The sequence below is a fragment of the Streptomyces scopuliridis genome (assembly GCF_042790125.1).
Lineage (GTDB): Bacteria > Actinomycetota > Actinomycetes > Streptomycetales > Streptomycetaceae > Streptomyces > Streptomyces scopuliridis_A.
This window is the reverse complement of record NZ_JBHTZS010000035.1, coordinates 37880-53483: the sequence shown is the minus strand read 5'-3', so window position 1 is coordinate 53483 and position 15604 is coordinate 37880. Positions and strand designations below refer to the sequence as shown.

The window sequence follows — 15604 nt, the reverse complement described above, 5'->3', positions numbered from 1 at the left end:
CCGTGTGTCCGTGCCGCGATGTCTTCGCGCGGATGCTTCGTGGCGCGCTTCGTCGCGCGGTTACTTCTTGACGCGAACGGTCTTGGTGGAGCGCGTTTCGAGAGTCATCTCGTCCGCGTCCGCGACCTTCGCCTTCAGTCGCACAGTACCTGTCGCCGCATCGACGACGTCCACCACCTTCGAAAGCAGTTTCGCGGTATCGGCGTTCCCCGACGACGCGGCGAGCTGCACCGCACGTCCCAGTTTCGCGGTCGCGCCGTCGAAATCGCCCGACTTACGCGCATCCAGACCCTGTTGGATGACTTGCGCCAGTTCGGCTTGACCCGTGTAGTGCGCGACCTGGGGGTTTATCGAGGTGGAGGCCGCCATGTCGTCCGTCCACACCGCCCGTACCAGCCCCTGCGACAGCACTTCGGGGGCGCCGCCGCCCGGCGCGGGGAGGATCAGCGAGACCCTCGCGGCCAGCATCTCCTGGCCGATGCCGGCCTCCGGAACCCGTACACACAGGTGGTAATCGCGCGATTCGTCACCCCAGGACCCGGTGGGATAGTCCCCGGCCCGCGGCCCCGCCTCCGTGCGCCGGCCGGTCAGCTCCTCGACCGTGGGCGCCACCTGCTTGACGAAGGCGATCTCCACGCCGACGGGGGTCCACAGCCGCAGCGCCACATCCGCGATCTCCTTGCCCATCGCGTTCTCCATCATGCTGGTGAAGTCCGCGGCCAGGCCCGCCGGATCGGCGACGATATCGGCCGTCCCGAGCAGCGCGGAGGCGATGGCCGTGACCTCCTTCACCTCCCAGTCCGTGCCGACACCGCGGGCGTCACAGGTGAACCGTCCGGCGCAGGAGTCGAGCGCGGCCTTCAGATCCTCCGGCGCCTCGTGCTCGTTACGGCCGTCGGTGAGCAGGATGCCGTGCCGGATGGGGACATCGGCCGTGGCCAGCAGCCGGTCGGCGAGCCGCAGCCAGGTGCCGATGGCCGTACCGCCGCCCGCGCTCAGCCGGCGCAGCGCCTCCTTGGCCTGGGCTCTGGTCCCGCTGTCCGCGATCGCGAGTCTCCCCTTGCCCGGGAAGACCTCCTTCGCCACATGCGTACCGCCGACGATCGCGAAGGCGACGCCGTCGCGCAGGGTGTCGACGGCGGCGGCCGTGGCGTCGCGCGCGTTGCGCATCTTCGTCGGCGGGTAGTCCATGGACCCCGAACAGTCGACCATGATCACCACGGCCGCGTTCGGGCCGTTCCCGGGAAGGGCGGAAGGCGTGGACGAGGCTCCCGCCAGTGGCACTCCACCGGTGGTGCCGCCCCCCGTCGAGGTGACCGTGACGATCGCGTTGACCTCGCGCCCGCCTTCCGGCAGGTATTCGTTCTGGTACACGTCGACGGAGAACCGCGGCACGTTCGACTTGGAGAAGTTCGCCATCTGTATCGGCTCCTTGACGCTCCACGCAGCAGAGACAAGTCAGTGAAAGGGGCAGTAAAAGGTCTTCAATTGATCAGTGATCGGTCAGTTCAGGGCATGTGTGATCGAGATCGGGACTCACGCCGAGCTGTAGGCGGATCCTGCCCCTTGCGGTGGCAGGGCGAACGGCAGCACCGCCACTGTTACGTTGTCGTGGCCCCCACCGTCGAGCGCGTGCCCGACCAGTACCTGGGCGGCGTGCAACGGCCGTTGCGCCGCGTCGGCGGGCAGGGCCCTGGCCATCTCGTCCGCGCCCTCCGCGTAGTTCCACAGACCGTCCGTGCAGACCACCACCACACCGGGCCGGTCCGGCTTGAACGAGGCGGTGTGCGGCTCCAGTTCGTACGCGTCCGCGCCGAGCCAGCCGGTGATGGCGTGGGCGCGGGCGTCCGCGTACGCCTCCGCCTCGTTCATCAGACCCGCCGCGACCATCTGCGCGGCCCAGGAGTCGTCCTCGGTGAGCCGGGCGGGCGGGCCGCCGCGGTCGTCGGGGATCCAGTACGCCCGGCTGTCGCCGATCCAGCCGACGACCAGCAGACCGCTCGCGACCACCGCGCTGACGATGGTGCACGCGGGGGCGTTCTGATGGCGGTGCGGGTCGTGCTCCGGCCCGCCTCCCGGGGCCGTGGCGAGGGCGTTGACCGCCTCGGCCGCGACCACGATCGCCTCGTGCATCGACTGCTGCGGATGCGTACCGCGCTCCAGCGCGGCCAGCAGGGACTCGTTCGCCGAGGCGGCCGCCGCGGCCGACGCCTCGTCGGGCCGGGTCGCGGACGACACACCGTCGCAGACGACCGCGACCACGGCGGGGGAGCCGTCCGGCAGGGCGGCGGACGACACGGCGAACGCGTCCTCGTTGCGGTGATGGCGCAGCCCGCGGTCGCTGACGGCCGCCACCGCGCCCAACTCCTGCTCCACATGGTCACGTTCGCGCGGCTGGGCGTGTCCGCAGTTCTCGCAGTAGCCGTCCGTGTCGACCCGTCCCGCCCGGCAGGCGACACAGAGCTTGCCGCCGGACGGGACCGCCGCGCCGGGGTCCGCGGTGCGCGGATCGGCGGCGTCCGGGTTCGGGGTCTCCGGGCCGGCGCTCTCCCGGCCCGCGTAGTCGCGCGCCGAGCTGTCCCGGACCACGGCGCCGGGCTTGCCGGGCGCGGCCAGCTCGAAATCACCTGGATGGGCGGGCAGCCGCGAGCCGCTCGACTCCAGCCCCAGCAGCTCTTCCGGCAGATGCACCGGCGCCGGCGTACCCGAGCTGTCCGTACCCGTGACCGTGGGCCACTCCACACCGGCCACCGGGCCGTCAGGCACCCGGCCCCCGGACTCCGCCGGTCCCGGACCGTTCATCACGAGGGTCGGTCTGTCGTCCGGGCGCGGTGGCACGACCGACAGGTCATAGCCGCACGCGCCGCAGAACAGGTCGCCGGACTCCAGCGGCTCCTCGCAGCTGGGGCAGGTCGGCAGCTGCGCCGACTCGGGCTTCTGGGACATCAATCACACCCACGTCCGGGGGCGGAAACGGTTGGCCCGCTCCACCAGTTCGATCCTCTCCTCGCCGCGCTGAGCGAGCCGGGCGAGTACCCGGTACGAGCGTTCCAGTCCGAAACGGAGCCCACGCTCGTCCAGTTCACTGCCGAGCAGGACGGCCCGCACGGGACGGGAGCCGGGACTACCGGAGAGTACCCAGTCCAGGGCCGTCCCCAGTACTTCCGTCGCCAACTGCTCGCGCCGTACCGCGTCCAGACCGAACTGCTGGAGCGCGGACACCTGATGGGCCGCCGCCGTCAGATCGTCGATCAGCGGCCGCTCCTGGCCGGGGCCGACAGCCGCCGCCGTCGCCCCGCGCTGCCGCAGCCTGGCCCGTACGGCCGCGACCCGCGCCGCCGTGTAGTGGATCGACGCCTCGGGCACGGACTCCAGGGACCGTACGGCACCGGGCCGGTCACCGGCGGCCAGCTGCACCCGGGCGAGACCGAACGCCGCGCTGACATAGCTCGGATCGGTCGTCCAGACGAGGTGGTAGTACTCGGCGGCGTTGTCCAGCTGGCCGAGCACCTCGGCGCAGACGCCCAGGGCCAGCTTGGGGGCCGGCTCGCCGGGGAACGCGTCGTATATCGCGTCGAAGGAGAGCGCCGCGGTCTCGTGGTCACCCGTGGCGAGCGAGGCGACGCCGCGATACCAGACGATCCGCCAGTCGTCCGGACGCCGCTCCTCCAGGGCCGCCAACGACGCGGCGGCCGTGGTCAGTTCACCCATCTCCAGCCGGGCGCGCAGCTCGCGCAGTCCGCGCTCGACGGAGTCGGCGGGGGCGGCGGCCAGCGCGGTGATCAGCTCGGCGGGGGCCGAGGCGAGCAGACCGGCGAGGAATCCGGCGTTCGGATCGTTCGGATCGACTCGCGGTACGGGCAGCGCCAGCGCGACCGCGCGGGTGTCGAGCGGCGCGAGCCGCGGCACGTCCGAGTCCGTGGGGCTCGTGGTGCCCGCCGTACCAAGGACGCCCGCCACGGGAGCCATCGCGCCCGGAACCATCGCGCCCTGAGCCATCGCGCCGGGAGCCATCGCGCCCGGGGCCGCCTCGCCACGGGGCGCCGGCAGATACGGCGGGGCCGCCGGGGCGAGTCCGCCGGCGCCGGGCACGCCGGGCCGCGCGCCCGGCGCCGGAAGCGCGACCGTGCCGCCCCCAGGGCCGGCCCCGGCACCGCCCCCCGGCGGCAGGACCGCCCCGGTCCCCGTCCCGTCGCCGCCCGCGAGGGCCGGGCCCGTCGCTCTGGCGCGCCGCCCGAACAGGCCGCCGCCCCGCGCCGGTTCGGGACGCGCCCCCAGCCGTGAGACCTCCTCGGTCAGCTCCGCGAACAGCTCCGTGTCCGTGACCCGCAGTTCGGGACCGAACAGCGTCGACAGCGAGGGACGCGGACGCCCTGTCTGCAGCGCCACCACCTCCCGCAGCACGCCCGTCAGCTGCTCCGCCATCTCCCGCGCCGACGAGAACCGGCGCCCCGGATCCGGGTCCGTCGCCCGGACCAGCAGCCGGTAGAAGGACTCGTACGTCCGGAAGACCTCGATGTTGTCCGGGTCCGGGAGCGAGTCCACGAACACGTTCGTATAGCCCTGGAAGTCGAAGGTCAGCACCGCCAGGGTGCGCGCGACCGTGTACAGGTCGGAGGCCACCGACGGGCCGGTCTCCGCGACCTCGGGTGCCTGGTAGCCGACGGTGCCGTAGATCGCCGACTCGTTGTCGTCCATCCTGCGGACCGCGCCCATGTCGATGAGCTTGAGCTGATCCTCGGTCTGGATCGCGTTGTCGACCTTGAAGTCGCAGTAGAGCAGGTTGCGGCTGTGCAGATGGCCGAGCGCCTCCAGCGCCTCGATGCCGTACGCGCACGCCTGCTCCACCGGCAGCGGATCGCGCCTGCCGGCGGCCGTGCGCCGCTCGTTGGCGATCTCCTTGAGCGACTTGCCGCCGACGTACTCCATGACTATGTAGCCGTCCATGGAGCCGGTGCGCTGGTCGAGATGTTCCACGAAGTTGTAGATACGGACGATGTTGGAGTGCTCGATCTCCGCGAGGAAGCGGCGTTCGGAGATCGCCGCCTCCATGGCGTCCTGGTCGCCGGTGTCCAGCAGACCCTTGAGCACCACCCAGCGGTCCGAGACCGCGCGGTCGATCGCGAGATAGACCCAGCCCAGCCCGCCGTGGGCCAGACACCCCACCACCTCGTACTGGCCGTGCACGATATTGCCCTCGTGCAGCTTCGGCACGAACGAGTACGGGTGCCCGCACTTCGTGCAGAACCCTTCCGTCCGCCCCGGCCGGTCCCCCCGCGCGCGGCCCACCGGCGCCCCGCAGTCCGAGCGCGAGCAGAACCGCTTGCGCTCGGGCACTTCCGGGTGCTCCATCACCGCGGAACGCGGGTCGGGGCGCGGTACGTCCGGTACGGAGACGAGGCCCGCGCCCAGCCGGTTGCGGCCCGACGCGGCCGTGGACGAGCCGGAGCTGCGGACCGACACCGACTGGGTCGACAGCCGCCCGGACAGGGTGCGCGAGAGGCGGCCGGAGACCGAGCGCCGGGACGTGGAGGAGCGTGAGGAACTCCGCGAGGAGGCCCGTGCGGAGGAGCCGGACGACGAGCGCGAGGACGAGCGCGAGCCACGCCCGGAACCGCTGCTCCGGCCGCCGCCCGTGATGCCGCCGCCCGTGATGCCGGTGGGCGGCGAGGACAGCGATCCGTTGGGTGAGACGACGGGCGCCAGACCGCAGGTGTCGCAGTACAGCTCACCGCCGCCCATGTCCTCGTACGAACCCTCGCAGCCGGGGCGCTGGCATGCGTTCGTCCCGCTCATCTGTCCCCCCGTCGGCCCGCCGGCATCCCTGTCGCGTCTCCCTCTGTCATGAGTCCCCCCTGTGGCCGGCGGGGCCGGGCCCGCGGGGGACGAGCACATCCGCCGCCGCCCGCTGATAGCGCAGCACCGCCTCCTCGGCCACGCGCAGATCGCAGGGCGCGCTCCACAGCATCCGGCGCGCCGCGTCGTACCGCTCGATCAGCACCGGGTCCTCGGCCAGTCCGTGCCGGGCGACCTTCGCCTTGTACGCGTCCAGCCGGCCGCGCAGCTCCGCGCGGACCGCCAGCGGCGCCGTGACCGCGGTCAAGGACTCGCGGGCCCGCAGCAGTTCGTCCTCGGCGTCCCGCTCCAGCGACTCCAGGAGCGGCGAGAGCCGGTGCCACTGGGCATGTCTGCGGTACTCGGCGGCGGTCGAGAGGCGCTCCTGAAGGGCCGTCGGCGGACCGCTCACCGCGGGCACCTCGGAGGCGGCGATCTTCGCCAGCACCTCGCCGCGCGCCGACCGGGCCTCGGTGAGCGTGCGGTCCGCGCGCGACAGTACGTCCCGCAGCCGCATCAGCCGCTCCTCGGAGTCCTGCCGCACCCGCAGGACCGCCTCGATCTCGCGCCGTACGTCCTCCAGCGCGCGGGCGGCCCGGTCATAGCGCTCGGTGTCGGGACGGCCGCCGCCCGGCGCCGAACTGCCGGGCGCGGGGCGCCAGAACGCCAGCGGATCGGAGACCACCTGATCGCGCAGCGTGCTCAGCTCTCGCGTGATCGACTCCAGGTCGTCACCGGCCGGGTGCTCACCGGGCCGTACGCCGACGGAGTGCGCCAGCGAGCGGGTGCGCCGCAGCTCCGCGGAGAGCAGATCGATGCGCGCGGGCAGCGCGGACCACACCGAGTCGGCGGCCACGACCATGTCCAGGGACGACGCGTACAGCTCGTTCATCCTGGTCACCAGCTCCGCGAGCGTGAAGCGCTCGGAGAGTTTCGCCGGGCCCGCGAGGGACGCGGGCCGCTGCCCGGCGGCTCCGGCGACCACGACAGCACGGCCGCGCAGCGCCTCCGTCAGCTCCAGCAGATCGTCCCGGCTGGGCCAGCGCCGTCTGGCGCGCGCCTCGCGCGCCCCGTTCAGCGCCGCGGTGTAGCTGTCGAAGTACGTCCAGAGCAGGGTGATCGACAGCTCGGCGGAGGCCCAGCGGTCCCTGGTGACGCCGGTCAGCTCGGCGCCTTCGAGGAGTCTGCGGCCCGCGTGGTCCTGGAGGGCGAGCAGCGAGGTCTCGATCGCCTCGTACTCCGCTTCGAGGCGCGACAGGGCGCGGTCCACCTCGTCCCGGTCCATCACCGGTCCCGGTGACCTCCCCGTCGAGTCGGGGAAGGAACCCGTGACGCCCATCGCTCACCTCTCCGCTCGTCTCTTCGGCCCTGCCGGAACACCGGCCCGGCGCGACACATCCCGATGATCCTCGGCCGCTGGTCCCCGGCCCCTGGCCCTTCTGTCCCTGGCCGCCCGGTCCCCGGCCCCTCAGTCCTCGGCCCCTCAGTCCTTGTACGTGGCCGCGGGCGGCTTCGTGATGCCCGGCAGCCCCGCCGCCAGCCAGTTCCTGTACGACGTCATCCAGGGGCTGTTGGGGCCGCCCGCGCGGTACTCCTCCAGCACATGGTTCACCCGGCGCACCAGGTCGTCGTTGCCCCGCTTGGCGGCGACACCGTAGTACTCCGGCTTGAGCGGCTTCCCGCGCAGCTCGACCGCCGGGTCCTGGGCCGCCTGGCCGGCCGCCAGGGCGTTGTCCGTCATCAGCGCGTCGACCTCGTCCAACTGGAGCCGGACCAGGCAGTCGAGCTGGTTGGGCACCGTCAACTGGTCCTTGTCCGAAGGCTTCCCCTCATTCTCGTCCTCGAATATCGCGCCGAACGATTCACTCTTCAGTGTCTCGTTCGCGATCGAACCCTCGGCCGTGCAGACCCGCTTCCCGGCCAGCGATTCGTCGTACCCCGTGATGGCCGACCCCTTGGGGACCAGTATCTGCTGGCCCGTCTGGAAGTAGGCGGTGGAGAAGGAGACGTCCTTGAGCCGGTCGCAGGTGATCGTCATCGTCCGGACGACCAGGTCCACCGTGCCACTCTCCAGCGCCTCGATCCGCTGGTTGGTGGGGATGGTACGGAAGACGATGGCGTCCGGACTGCCCAGTATGTCCGCCGCTATGGCCTTCGCGAGATCGATGTCGAAGCCCTCCAGATCGCCGGTGTCCGGGTTCCGGGCGCCCCAGCGGTAGCTGTTCTGGTCGACCCCGACGATCAGCTTGCGGTCATCACCCGTACGGTCTCTGATCGCCTTGACGCCGGGCGCGTTGTTGTCGTCGACGGGCCGGAGACTGGCCTCCGGGGACGGGCAGTCGTCGGCCTTCGCGGGTGTGGCCGTGGCGATGCGCTGCTCGGAGCTCTCCGTCTCCTCCGAGGTCGTATGAGCCAGCGGCAGCAGGGTGAGCACGGCCGTCAGCACACAGGCGCCCGCCATCGCCGAGACACCGCCCCAGCCGCGGAGTCCGCGGAACGGGCCGGGGCCGCGCGGCCGGCGCGGCCTGTCCGTCGAGGTCATCCCTCCCCCTCTCACCGGTACTCCGAAAGCCTGCGGCCGATCCCCAGGATCGCGCCGAGCGCGGCCACCAGCGCCAGTGCGCCGGCCCCGATCGCCAGACCGTTCAGCGCGCCGAGACCGTCCGAGGCGTAGGTGTCGAACTCCTTCTGCTCCAGATCGATCGCCAGCTTCAGCGACGAGTCGACCTGACGGAAGGACTCGCCGGTGGAGTCCTCCTGGCGGAACGACTCGCCGGCCGGGTCCTTCGTCCCGATCACCTTCGCCAGCGCGGTCTTGTAGTCACCGGTCTTGTCCGCCTTGCTGGCCAGGGCGTGGCGCCCGCGCCATTCGGAGACCGAGGCGATCGCGTCGTTCACCGGTGTACGGCCGTCGCTGTTGTCGGCGAGCTCCTTGGCCCTGCCGAGCGCGACGCTGAGCTTGTCCATGCCCGTGTTGTAGTCCGTCTCGTACTTGTCCTTGTTGTCCTCGTTGAGGACGGCGCCCCTCGCGACCAGGGTGAGGTTCTCATTCGCGCGGGCCTTGAGCGAGTTGATCCGCGCGTCGTTGAGGACCTTGAGCGACGCCTGGCCGTGCGTCTGCGCGTTCTCCAGGTCCGAGCGCGCGACGGTCTGCGCGGCGGCCAGCCAGAGCAGCAGGACCGTGGAGGCGGCGGTGGCGGCGAGCAGACCGTGGTTGAACACCCGGTTCGTCCGCAGGTAGTTGTGCCGCTGCGCCCAGAAGAGACCGCCGAACGCCAGCGCGCCCAGCGCCGTCGAGACGAACGGCCACAGCCGCGCGTCGTCGTTGTCCGTCGCGAGCCGGTCCGTCTCCGCCGCGTACAGCTTCTCGGCGGCAGGCAGCAGCTCGTTGGTCATCAGCTGGTTCGCGTACCGCAGATAGGCGCCGCCCAGCGGCAGCCCCTGCCGGTTGTAGGCGCGGGCCTGCTCGATCAGGCCGGTGTAGCGCGGCAGTCCCTCGTTGAGCGTGGCGATCTGACGGCCCGACTCGCTGGCACCGTCCGTGTGTGTGGCGGCGGTGATCAGCAGCCCGGACGCGGTCGTGATGTCCGTACGGTACGTCTTCTGTACGTCGGCGGGCTCGGGCGCGCCCGCCAGGAAGCCGCTCGCCGCGGCCGTGTCGGCGTCGGCCAGCGAGCGGTAGATGTCGGCCGCGTCCACGCTGAGCGGCTGACTGCGGTTCACCACGTCATCGGCGGCGGTGAACCGGTCCGACGCCTCCCATGCCGTCACCGCACCGAAGGCCACGACCAGCAGGGCCAGGGCCGCGCCGATGATCCGCAGCCGGCCGGGCTCCGTCGTCGCGGCGGCGCGCAGCCGCTCCGTCGTCTCCGCCCACGCCGCCCGGCGCGCGGGCGGCGGACCGGCCTGCGCGGCCGACGGAGGCAGCGGAGGCCGCGCGGGCGCGTGCTGCGGGGCCGACGGTGGCGCGGGGCGCACATTCGGCGGGTTTGTCACGTGACCTCCCCCTCGGTCATGGACGACGGCGGCCCGTCCCCTGCGGGTCGGGGGACAACTCCAGGTCAGCAGTATGGCCGCAGGCACTGACAACTACACCAGGGTTGACTGGATCTTGTCCTTCTCGCGCCGACCGCGGCCGGTCGATTTCTCCGCCGTTTCCCGCCGTTCCCCTCATGAATACGCCGGAGCCCCGTGAGCGGTTCCCGTTCACGGGGCTTACGTACGCGTTCCGCGGCCGGAGCCGGCCGGCGGCTTCGCGGTCAGGCGTAATGGGCCCCGAGCCTGGCATGCGCCTCCGCGCTCGCTCCCACCCGGTCGAGACCGAGCAGCGCGGCCCCCAGCACCGGCGGCGCCGTCACCACCCCGATGACCGCCTTGGGCGCCCTGGCCGCCAGCAGCTCCGAGATCCCGTCGTCCAGCTGCGGATGACGGGCCGCCAGAACACTGCCGCCCAGCAGGACCGGTACCTCCTCGTCGAGCAGCCCGAGCCTGCCGAGCGCCACCGAGGCCAGCACGACGACCTCCTCGGCCAGCCGGTCGACCACGGAACGGGCCACCGCGTCGCCCGCCGCGCTCGTCGCGAACAGCACCGGCGTCAGCTCATGCCGGCGTACGAACGGGATATGCCCCAGATGCAGCGCCTCGATCAGCTCGTACATCGAGCCGAGCCCGAAGTGGCCCGGCAGCGTCCGTACCAGCTCCGTCGGCTCGCCTCGGCCGTCCTCGGCCCGCGCCGCGAACCACAGCGCCTCCTCCGCCAGGCCCGAACCGCCGCCCCAGTCACCGGAGATCCGCCCGATCGCGGGGAACCGCGCGGTACGGCCGTCCGGCAGCATCCCCACACAGTTGATGCCCGCGCCACAGACGACGGCCACACCCCGCGGCTCCGCGCCGGTCGGCAGACCGGCGCGCAGTATCGCGAAGGTGTCGTTGCGCACCTCCGTCGTACGCCCCCAGCCGCGCGCCTGTACGGCCTCGGCCAGCTCGCGCTCCTCGACCGGGAGATCGGCGTTGGCGAGACACGCCGACACATGGCCGACGAGACCGCGCTCCGGCAGCCCGGCCGCCGCCGCGGCCTCGGCGACCGTCGCCGCCAGCGCGTCGACCGCCGTCCCGATCCCGACGACCGGCGGCTGGAAGCCGCCCCCGCGGGCCGTGCCCAGCACCGAGCCGTCGGCGCCGATCACGGCCACATCGGTCTTGCTGTTCCCGGCGTCGACGGCCAGGACGCTCGCGCGCCCCGCCGCCTCGCCGGCAGTGCTCACCGCCACGCTCACACCCACGTGAGATGCTCCCGGTTGTGCGCGATCAGCCGGTCGGTGAGCGCCTCGGCGTACTCGTACTGACCGATCAGCGGATGCGAGAGCAGGGCCGTGAAGACCCGGTCCCGGCCGCCGTGCAGCGCGGCCTCCAGCGCCAGGTCCTCGTACGCCGTGACATTCGCGATCAGGCCCGCGTACAGCGGATCCAGCGTCGACACCGGGAGCGGCACCGCGCCCGACGTGCCCACCCGCGCCTGGACCTCGATCACCGCGTCGTCCGCCAGGAACGGCAGCGTGCCGTTGTTGTACGTGTTGACCACCTGGACGGGGCTGCCGCCGCCGCGCAGCAGCGAAGCGGCCAGATCCACCGCCGCCTCCGAGTAGAAGGCGCCGCCGCGCTTGGACAGCAGCTCCGGCTTCTCGTCCAGCGACGGGTCGCCGTACATCTCCAGCAGCCGCTTCTCCATCTCGGCGACCTCGGCGGCCCGCGACGGCTTCGTCCGCAGCTCCCGGACGACCTCGTCGTGCGCGTAGAAGTAGCGCAGATAGTACGAGGGCACCACCCCGAGCCGGTCCAGCAGCGCGCGTGGCAGCCGCAGATCGGCCGCGAGCGAGTCGCCGTGCTCGGCCAGCAGCTTGGGCAGCAGGTCGGCGCCGTCGGGGCCGCCGAGCCGTACGCCACGCTCCCAGGTCAGATGGTTGAGCCCCACATGCTCCAGGTACACCTCGGCGGGCGCGACGTCGAGCAGCTTCGCGAACCTGCGCTGGAAGCCGATCGCCACATTGCACAGGCCCACGGCCTTGTGGCCGGCCTGGAGCAGCGCCCGGGTCACGATCCCCACCGGGTTGGTGAAGTCGATGATCCACGCGTCGGGGTTGGCGCGCCGCACACGCTCCGCGATGTCGAGGACGACCGGGACCGTACGCAGCGCCTTGGCGAGGCCGCCCGCGCCCGTCGTCTCCTGCCCGACACAGCCGCACTCCAGCGGCCAGGTCTCGTCCTGGTTCCGCGCGGCCTGCCCTCCGACCCGCAGCTGGAGCAGGACCGCGTCGGCGCCGGCGACACCCGCGTCCACGTCCGAGGTGGTGGTGATACGGCCGGGATGGCCCTGCTTGGCGAAGATGCGCCGGGCCAGTCCCCCGACCAGCTCAAGACGGCCGGCCGCGGGGTCGACCAGCACGAGTTCCTCGATCGGCAGAGTCTCCCTCAACCGGGAGAATCCGTCGATGAGTTCGGGTGTGTAGGTCGATCCTCCGCCTACCACGGCGAGCTTCATGGTTCTCAGCCCTTCACTCCGGTCAGTGTGACTCCCTCGACGAACGCCTTCTGGGCGAAGAAGAACACGAGGATCACAGGGGCCATGACCAGTACGGTCGCGGCCATGGTCAGATTCCAGTCGGTATGGTGCGCGCCCTTGAAGGACTCCAGGCCGTAACTGAGCGTCCAGGCGGCCGGGTTCTCCGAGGCGTAGATCTGCGGGCCGAAGTAGTCGTTCCAGGCATAGAAGAACTGGAACAGCGCGACGGCCGCGATCCCGGGCCTGGCCATCGGCAGGACGACCCTGATCAGCGTACGGAACTCCCCGCAGCCGTCGACCTTCGCGGCGTCCAGGTACTCGTTCGGGATCGTCAGCAGGAACTGGCGCAGCAGGAAGATGGAGAACGCGTCACCGAACGCCATCGGGATGATCAGCGGCCAGAGCGAGCCCGACAGATCGAGCCGCTTCGCCCAGAACAGATACATCGGAATGATGATCACCTGGGGCGGCAGCATCATCATCGAGATGACGAGCATCAGCGACAGCTGCCGGCCGCGGAAGCGGAACGTGGCGAGCGCGTACGCCACCGGGATGGAGGAGAGCACCGACAGGACCGTGCCCAGCCCCGCGTACAGCAGGGTGTTCCGCCACCAGGTCAGAAAGCCCGGGGTGTCGAACACCTTCGCGTAGTTGCCCCACTCCCAGGAGTTGGGGGTCAGATCGCGGGTGAGCGCCTGGTGGTCGCTCATCACCGAGGTCAGGAAGAGGAAGACGAACGGCAGCACGAAGAAGAGCGCCGCCGCGACCCCCAGCGCGTGCACGGCGATCCAGTGCAGCAGCGCCTTGCGGCGCGCGGTGCGGGCGGCGGGCGTACGGTCCGCCGCGCCGGGCGTGGCCGTCGTCGGCGAGCCGGGCCGGCCGAGGAGTTGTGTCATCTCAGTCACCCGATCCGATCAGTCCGCCGCGCCGCCGCATCAGCAGCGCCGTGAAGGCCATGGCCAGCGCGAACAGGACGAGCGCGACCACACAGGCGGCGCCGTAGTCGAAGCGCTGGAAGCCCAGGTTGTAGACCAGCTGCGGCAGCGTCAGCGTGGACTTGTCCGGGTAGCCGGGCTCGAACTGCTGCCCGGAACCGCCGATGACACCGGAGGCGACCTTCCCCGCGACCAGCGGCTGGGAGTAGTACTGCATCGCCGAGATGACTCCGGTGACCACGGCGAACATCACGATCGGCGAGATGTTCGGCAGGGTCACGTACCGGAAGCGGTGCCAGGCCGACGCGCCGTCCAGCTCGGCCGCCTCGTACTGCTCCTTCGGTACGTCGAGCAGCGCGGCCATGAAGATCACCATCAGGTCGCCGATGCCCCAGACGGCCAGCAGGGTGAGCGCGGGCTTGGACCAGCCGGGGTCGTTGAACCAGCCGGGGGTGGGCAGGCCGAGCTCCCCGAGAATGGTGTTGACCGGTCCCGTACCGGGGTTGAGCAGGAAGACGAACGCGAGCGTCGCGGCCACCGGCGGCGCCAGATACGGCAGATAGAAGAGGGTGCGGAAGATCCCCGTACCCGTCTTGATCCTGGTGATCAGCATGCCGACGCCGAGACCGAAGACCACCCGGCAGGTCACCATGATCACAACGAGCCAGAGGGTGTTGCGCAGGGACGGCCAGAACATCGGGTAGTCGCTGAAGACGTACGACCAGTTCCCCAGACCGTTCCAGACGGGCGAGTTGAACCCGTCGTACTTCATGAAGGAGAAGTAGACGGTCGAGACCAGCGGATACGCGAAGAAGACGGTGAAGCCGATCAGCCAGGGCGACATGAACGCCGCCGTCCGAAGCGCCGACCTGCGGCGCTTCGAACGGAGCGAGTGCGTGGACATCGGTTGACTTCCCGGCCCGCTACTTGGCCTGCTCGATGTCACGGTCGATCTGCCGGGCGGTCTGCTCCAGACCCGCCTGGAGATCCTTCACCTTGCCCTGCTCGTACTGGAACCCGAAGTCCTGGAGCGTCTGCTGGTACGTCGAGCCGTTGACCGCGGCCGGCGGGGTGCTGGACTCGGGGTGCCGCGCGATGTCGAGGAAGGTCTTGAACCGCGGGTCGAACTTCAGGCCGGGCGATGTGAGCGCCTCCAGCGTCGAGGGCACATTGCGGATGCCGTTCGCGAACTGGACGACCGCCTCGGTGTCGGACGTCATGTACTTCACCAGCTCCCACGCGGCGTTCTGCTTCTCGCTCCGCGGCGCGATCCCCATGATCGTGCCGGAGAGGAAGCCCTTGCCGTAACTGTCCGCCTCGTCGTCCGCCACCGGCATCGGCGCGACCCCGATCTCGAAGGGCACCTTGGCGTCCTCCGCCATGCCGAGCCGCCACTCGCCGTCCAGCTGCATGGCCACCTGGCCGGTGTGGAACGGGTGCTTGGCACCCCACTCGTCACCGAACGTGGAGCGGAACTTCTCCAGCTTCTCGTAGCCGCCGAGGTCGTCGACCAGCTTCTTCTGGTACGTGAACATCTCCGCGAAGGCCGGGTCCTTGGCGATGTTGGACTTGCCGTCCTTGTCGAAGTACGCGTGGTCCCAGCTCGACATGTAGTGGTCGACGACCGTCTCGTAGCCGTGGTACGTCGGCATCAGACCGACCTGCTCGTAGCTGTCGCCCTTGGTCTTCGTGAGCTTCTTGGCGACGGAGGCCAGCTCCGACATGGTCTTCGGCGGGGAGGTGATCCCGGCCTTCTCGAAGGCGTCCTTGTTGTAGTAGAGCCCGTACGCGTCGCTGAGCAGCGGCAGCGCGCAGCGCTTGCCCTCGAACTGCGTGTACTCCAGCAGCACCTTGGGGAAGGTCTTCGCCAGGTCCAGCCCGGACTTCTCGATGAACGGGGCCAGATCGGCGAAGGCGCCCGACGAGCAGAACTTGCCGACGTTCGAGGTGGTGAAGGAGGACACCACATCGGGCCCCTTGGAACCACCCGCGCGCAGCGCCTGGTTGAGCTTGTCGTCATTGATGTTGCCGACGACGTTCACCGTGATGTTCGGGTGGGCCTTCTCGAACCGGTCGATGTTCTCCTGGATGGCCTTCACCTCGGCGGGCGCGCTCCAGCCGTGCCAGAAGGTGATGGAGGTCTTGGCGTTCGGATCGTCGGACGCGCCGGCGCCGGACTGTCCGGTACAGGACGTGGCGAGAACGGATATCGCGGCCACCGCGACGGCGGAGACGGCGAAACGACGGTTTCTGAGCATGGCGGTACTCCCGGTGG

The 15604-nt window shown here is 70.9% G+C and carries 11 protein-coding genes; all 11 read right to left on the bottom strand.

Annotated elements, in window-relative coordinates:
* Positions 1–60 precede the first annotated feature (60 nt).
* The 11 genes from ACFRKB_RS33565 to ACFRKB_RS33515 all read right to left on the bottom strand — a co-directional run bounded on the left by ACFRKB_RS33565 (position 61) and on the right by ACFRKB_RS33515 (position 15587).
* Positions 61–1419: a vWA domain-containing protein gene (locus ACFRKB_RS33565; RefSeq protein ID WP_383110392.1), complete on the bottom strand. Its 1359-nt coding sequence runs from the start codon at positions 1417–1419 to the stop codon at positions 61–63.
* A 117-nt stretch (positions 1420–1536) separates the two neighbouring features.
* Positions 1537–2946 (bottom strand): PP2C family serine/threonine-protein phosphatase, encoded by a 1410-nt coding sequence (locus ACFRKB_RS33560; protein ID WP_383110391.1) that lies wholly within the window; start codon positions 2944–2946, stop codon positions 1537–1539.
* Positions 2947–2949: 3 nt separating this feature from the next.
* On the bottom strand, positions 2950–5796 hold the full coding sequence (locus ACFRKB_RS33555) for a serine/threonine-protein kinase (protein ID WP_383110390.1): 2847 nt from the start codon (positions 5794–5796) through the stop codon (positions 2950–2952).
* A 46-nt stretch (positions 5797–5842) separates the two neighbouring features.
* On the bottom strand, positions 5843–7174 hold the full coding sequence (locus tag ACFRKB_RS33550; protein WP_383110389.1) for a hypothetical protein: 1332 nt from the start codon (positions 7172–7174) through the stop codon (positions 5843–5845).
* 144 nt (positions 7175–7318) lie between these two features.
* Positions 7319–8377 (bottom strand): glutamate ABC transporter substrate-binding protein, encoded by a 1059-nt coding sequence (locus ACFRKB_RS33545; RefSeq protein WP_383110388.1) that lies wholly within the window; start codon positions 8375–8377, stop codon positions 7319–7321.
* A gap of 11 nt (positions 8378–8388) precedes the next feature.
* On the bottom strand, positions 8389–9831 hold the full coding sequence (locus ACFRKB_RS33540; protein ID WP_383110387.1) for a hypothetical protein: 1443 nt from the start codon (positions 9829–9831) through the stop codon (positions 8389–8391).
* 263 nt (positions 9832–10094) lie between these two features.
* Complete coding sequence (locus ACFRKB_RS33535; protein ID WP_383110386.1) at positions 10095–11105, bottom strand: N-acetylglucosamine kinase; 1011 nt, start codon at positions 11103–11105, stop codon at positions 10095–10097.
* Positions 11106–11107: 2 nt separating this feature from the next.
* On the bottom strand, positions 11108–12373 hold the full coding sequence (locus ACFRKB_RS33530) for a 6-phospho-beta-glucosidase (RefSeq protein WP_383110385.1): 1266 nt from the start codon (positions 12371–12373) through the stop codon (positions 11108–11110).
* 5 nt (positions 12374–12378) lie between these two features.
* The gene (locus ACFRKB_RS33525) at positions 12379–13290 is read right to left on the bottom strand and encodes a carbohydrate ABC transporter permease (protein WP_383110384.1); all 912 of its coding nucleotides are present in this window, start codon (positions 13288–13290) and stop codon (positions 12379–12381) included.
* A 1-nt stretch (position 13291) separates the two neighbouring features.
* Positions 13292–14233 carry a carbohydrate ABC transporter permease gene (locus ACFRKB_RS33520; protein ID WP_383110383.1) on the bottom strand — a complete coding sequence of 314 codons (942 nt, stop codon included), beginning with the start codon at positions 14231–14233 and terminating at the stop codon, positions 13292–13294.
* Positions 14234–14252: 19 nt separating this feature from the next.
* Positions 14253–15587, bottom strand: coding sequence for an ABC transporter substrate-binding protein (locus ACFRKB_RS33515; protein ID WP_383110382.1), 1335 nt, complete (start codon positions 15585–15587; stop codon positions 14253–14255).
* Positions 15588–15604: the final 17 nt, after the last annotated feature.

What these genes read in the sequence shown, in the direction of transcription:
- ACFRKB_RS33565 (WP_383110392.1), bottom strand. Translation starts at nt 1,419, where the DNA reads ATGGCGAACTTCTCCAAGTCGAACGTGCCGCGGTTCTCCGTCGACGTG.
- ACFRKB_RS33560 (WP_383110391.1), bottom strand. Translation starts at nt 2,946, where the DNA reads ATGTCCCAGAAGCCCGAGTCGGCGCAGCTGCCGACCTGCCCCAGCTGC.
- ACFRKB_RS33555 (WP_383110390.1), bottom strand. Translation starts at nt 5,796, where the DNA reads ATGAGCGGGACGAACGCATGCCAGCGCCCCGGCTGCGAGGGTTCGTAC.
- ACFRKB_RS33550 (WP_383110389.1), bottom strand. Translation starts at nt 7,174, where the DNA reads ATGGGCGTCACGGGTTCCTTCCCCGACTCGACGGGGAGGTCACCGGGA.
- ACFRKB_RS33545 (WP_383110388.1), bottom strand. Translation starts at nt 8,377, where the DNA reads ATGACCTCGACGGACAGGCCGCGCCGGCCGCGCGGCCCCGGCCCGTTC.
- ACFRKB_RS33530 (WP_383110385.1), bottom strand. Translation starts at nt 12,373, where the DNA reads ATGAAGCTCGCCGTGGTAGGCGGAGGATCGACCTACACACCCGAACTC.
- ACFRKB_RS33525 (WP_383110384.1), bottom strand. Translation starts at nt 13,290, where the DNA reads ATGACACAACTCCTCGGCCGGCCCGGCTCGCCGACGACGGCCACGCCC.
- ACFRKB_RS33520 (WP_383110383.1), bottom strand. Translation starts at nt 14,233, where the DNA reads ATGTCCACGCACTCGCTCCGTTCGAAGCGCCGCAGGTCGGCGCTTCGG.
- ACFRKB_RS33515 (WP_383110382.1), bottom strand. Translation starts at nt 15,587, where the DNA reads ATGCTCAGAAACCGTCGTTTCGCCGTCTCCGCCGTCGCGGTGGCCGCG.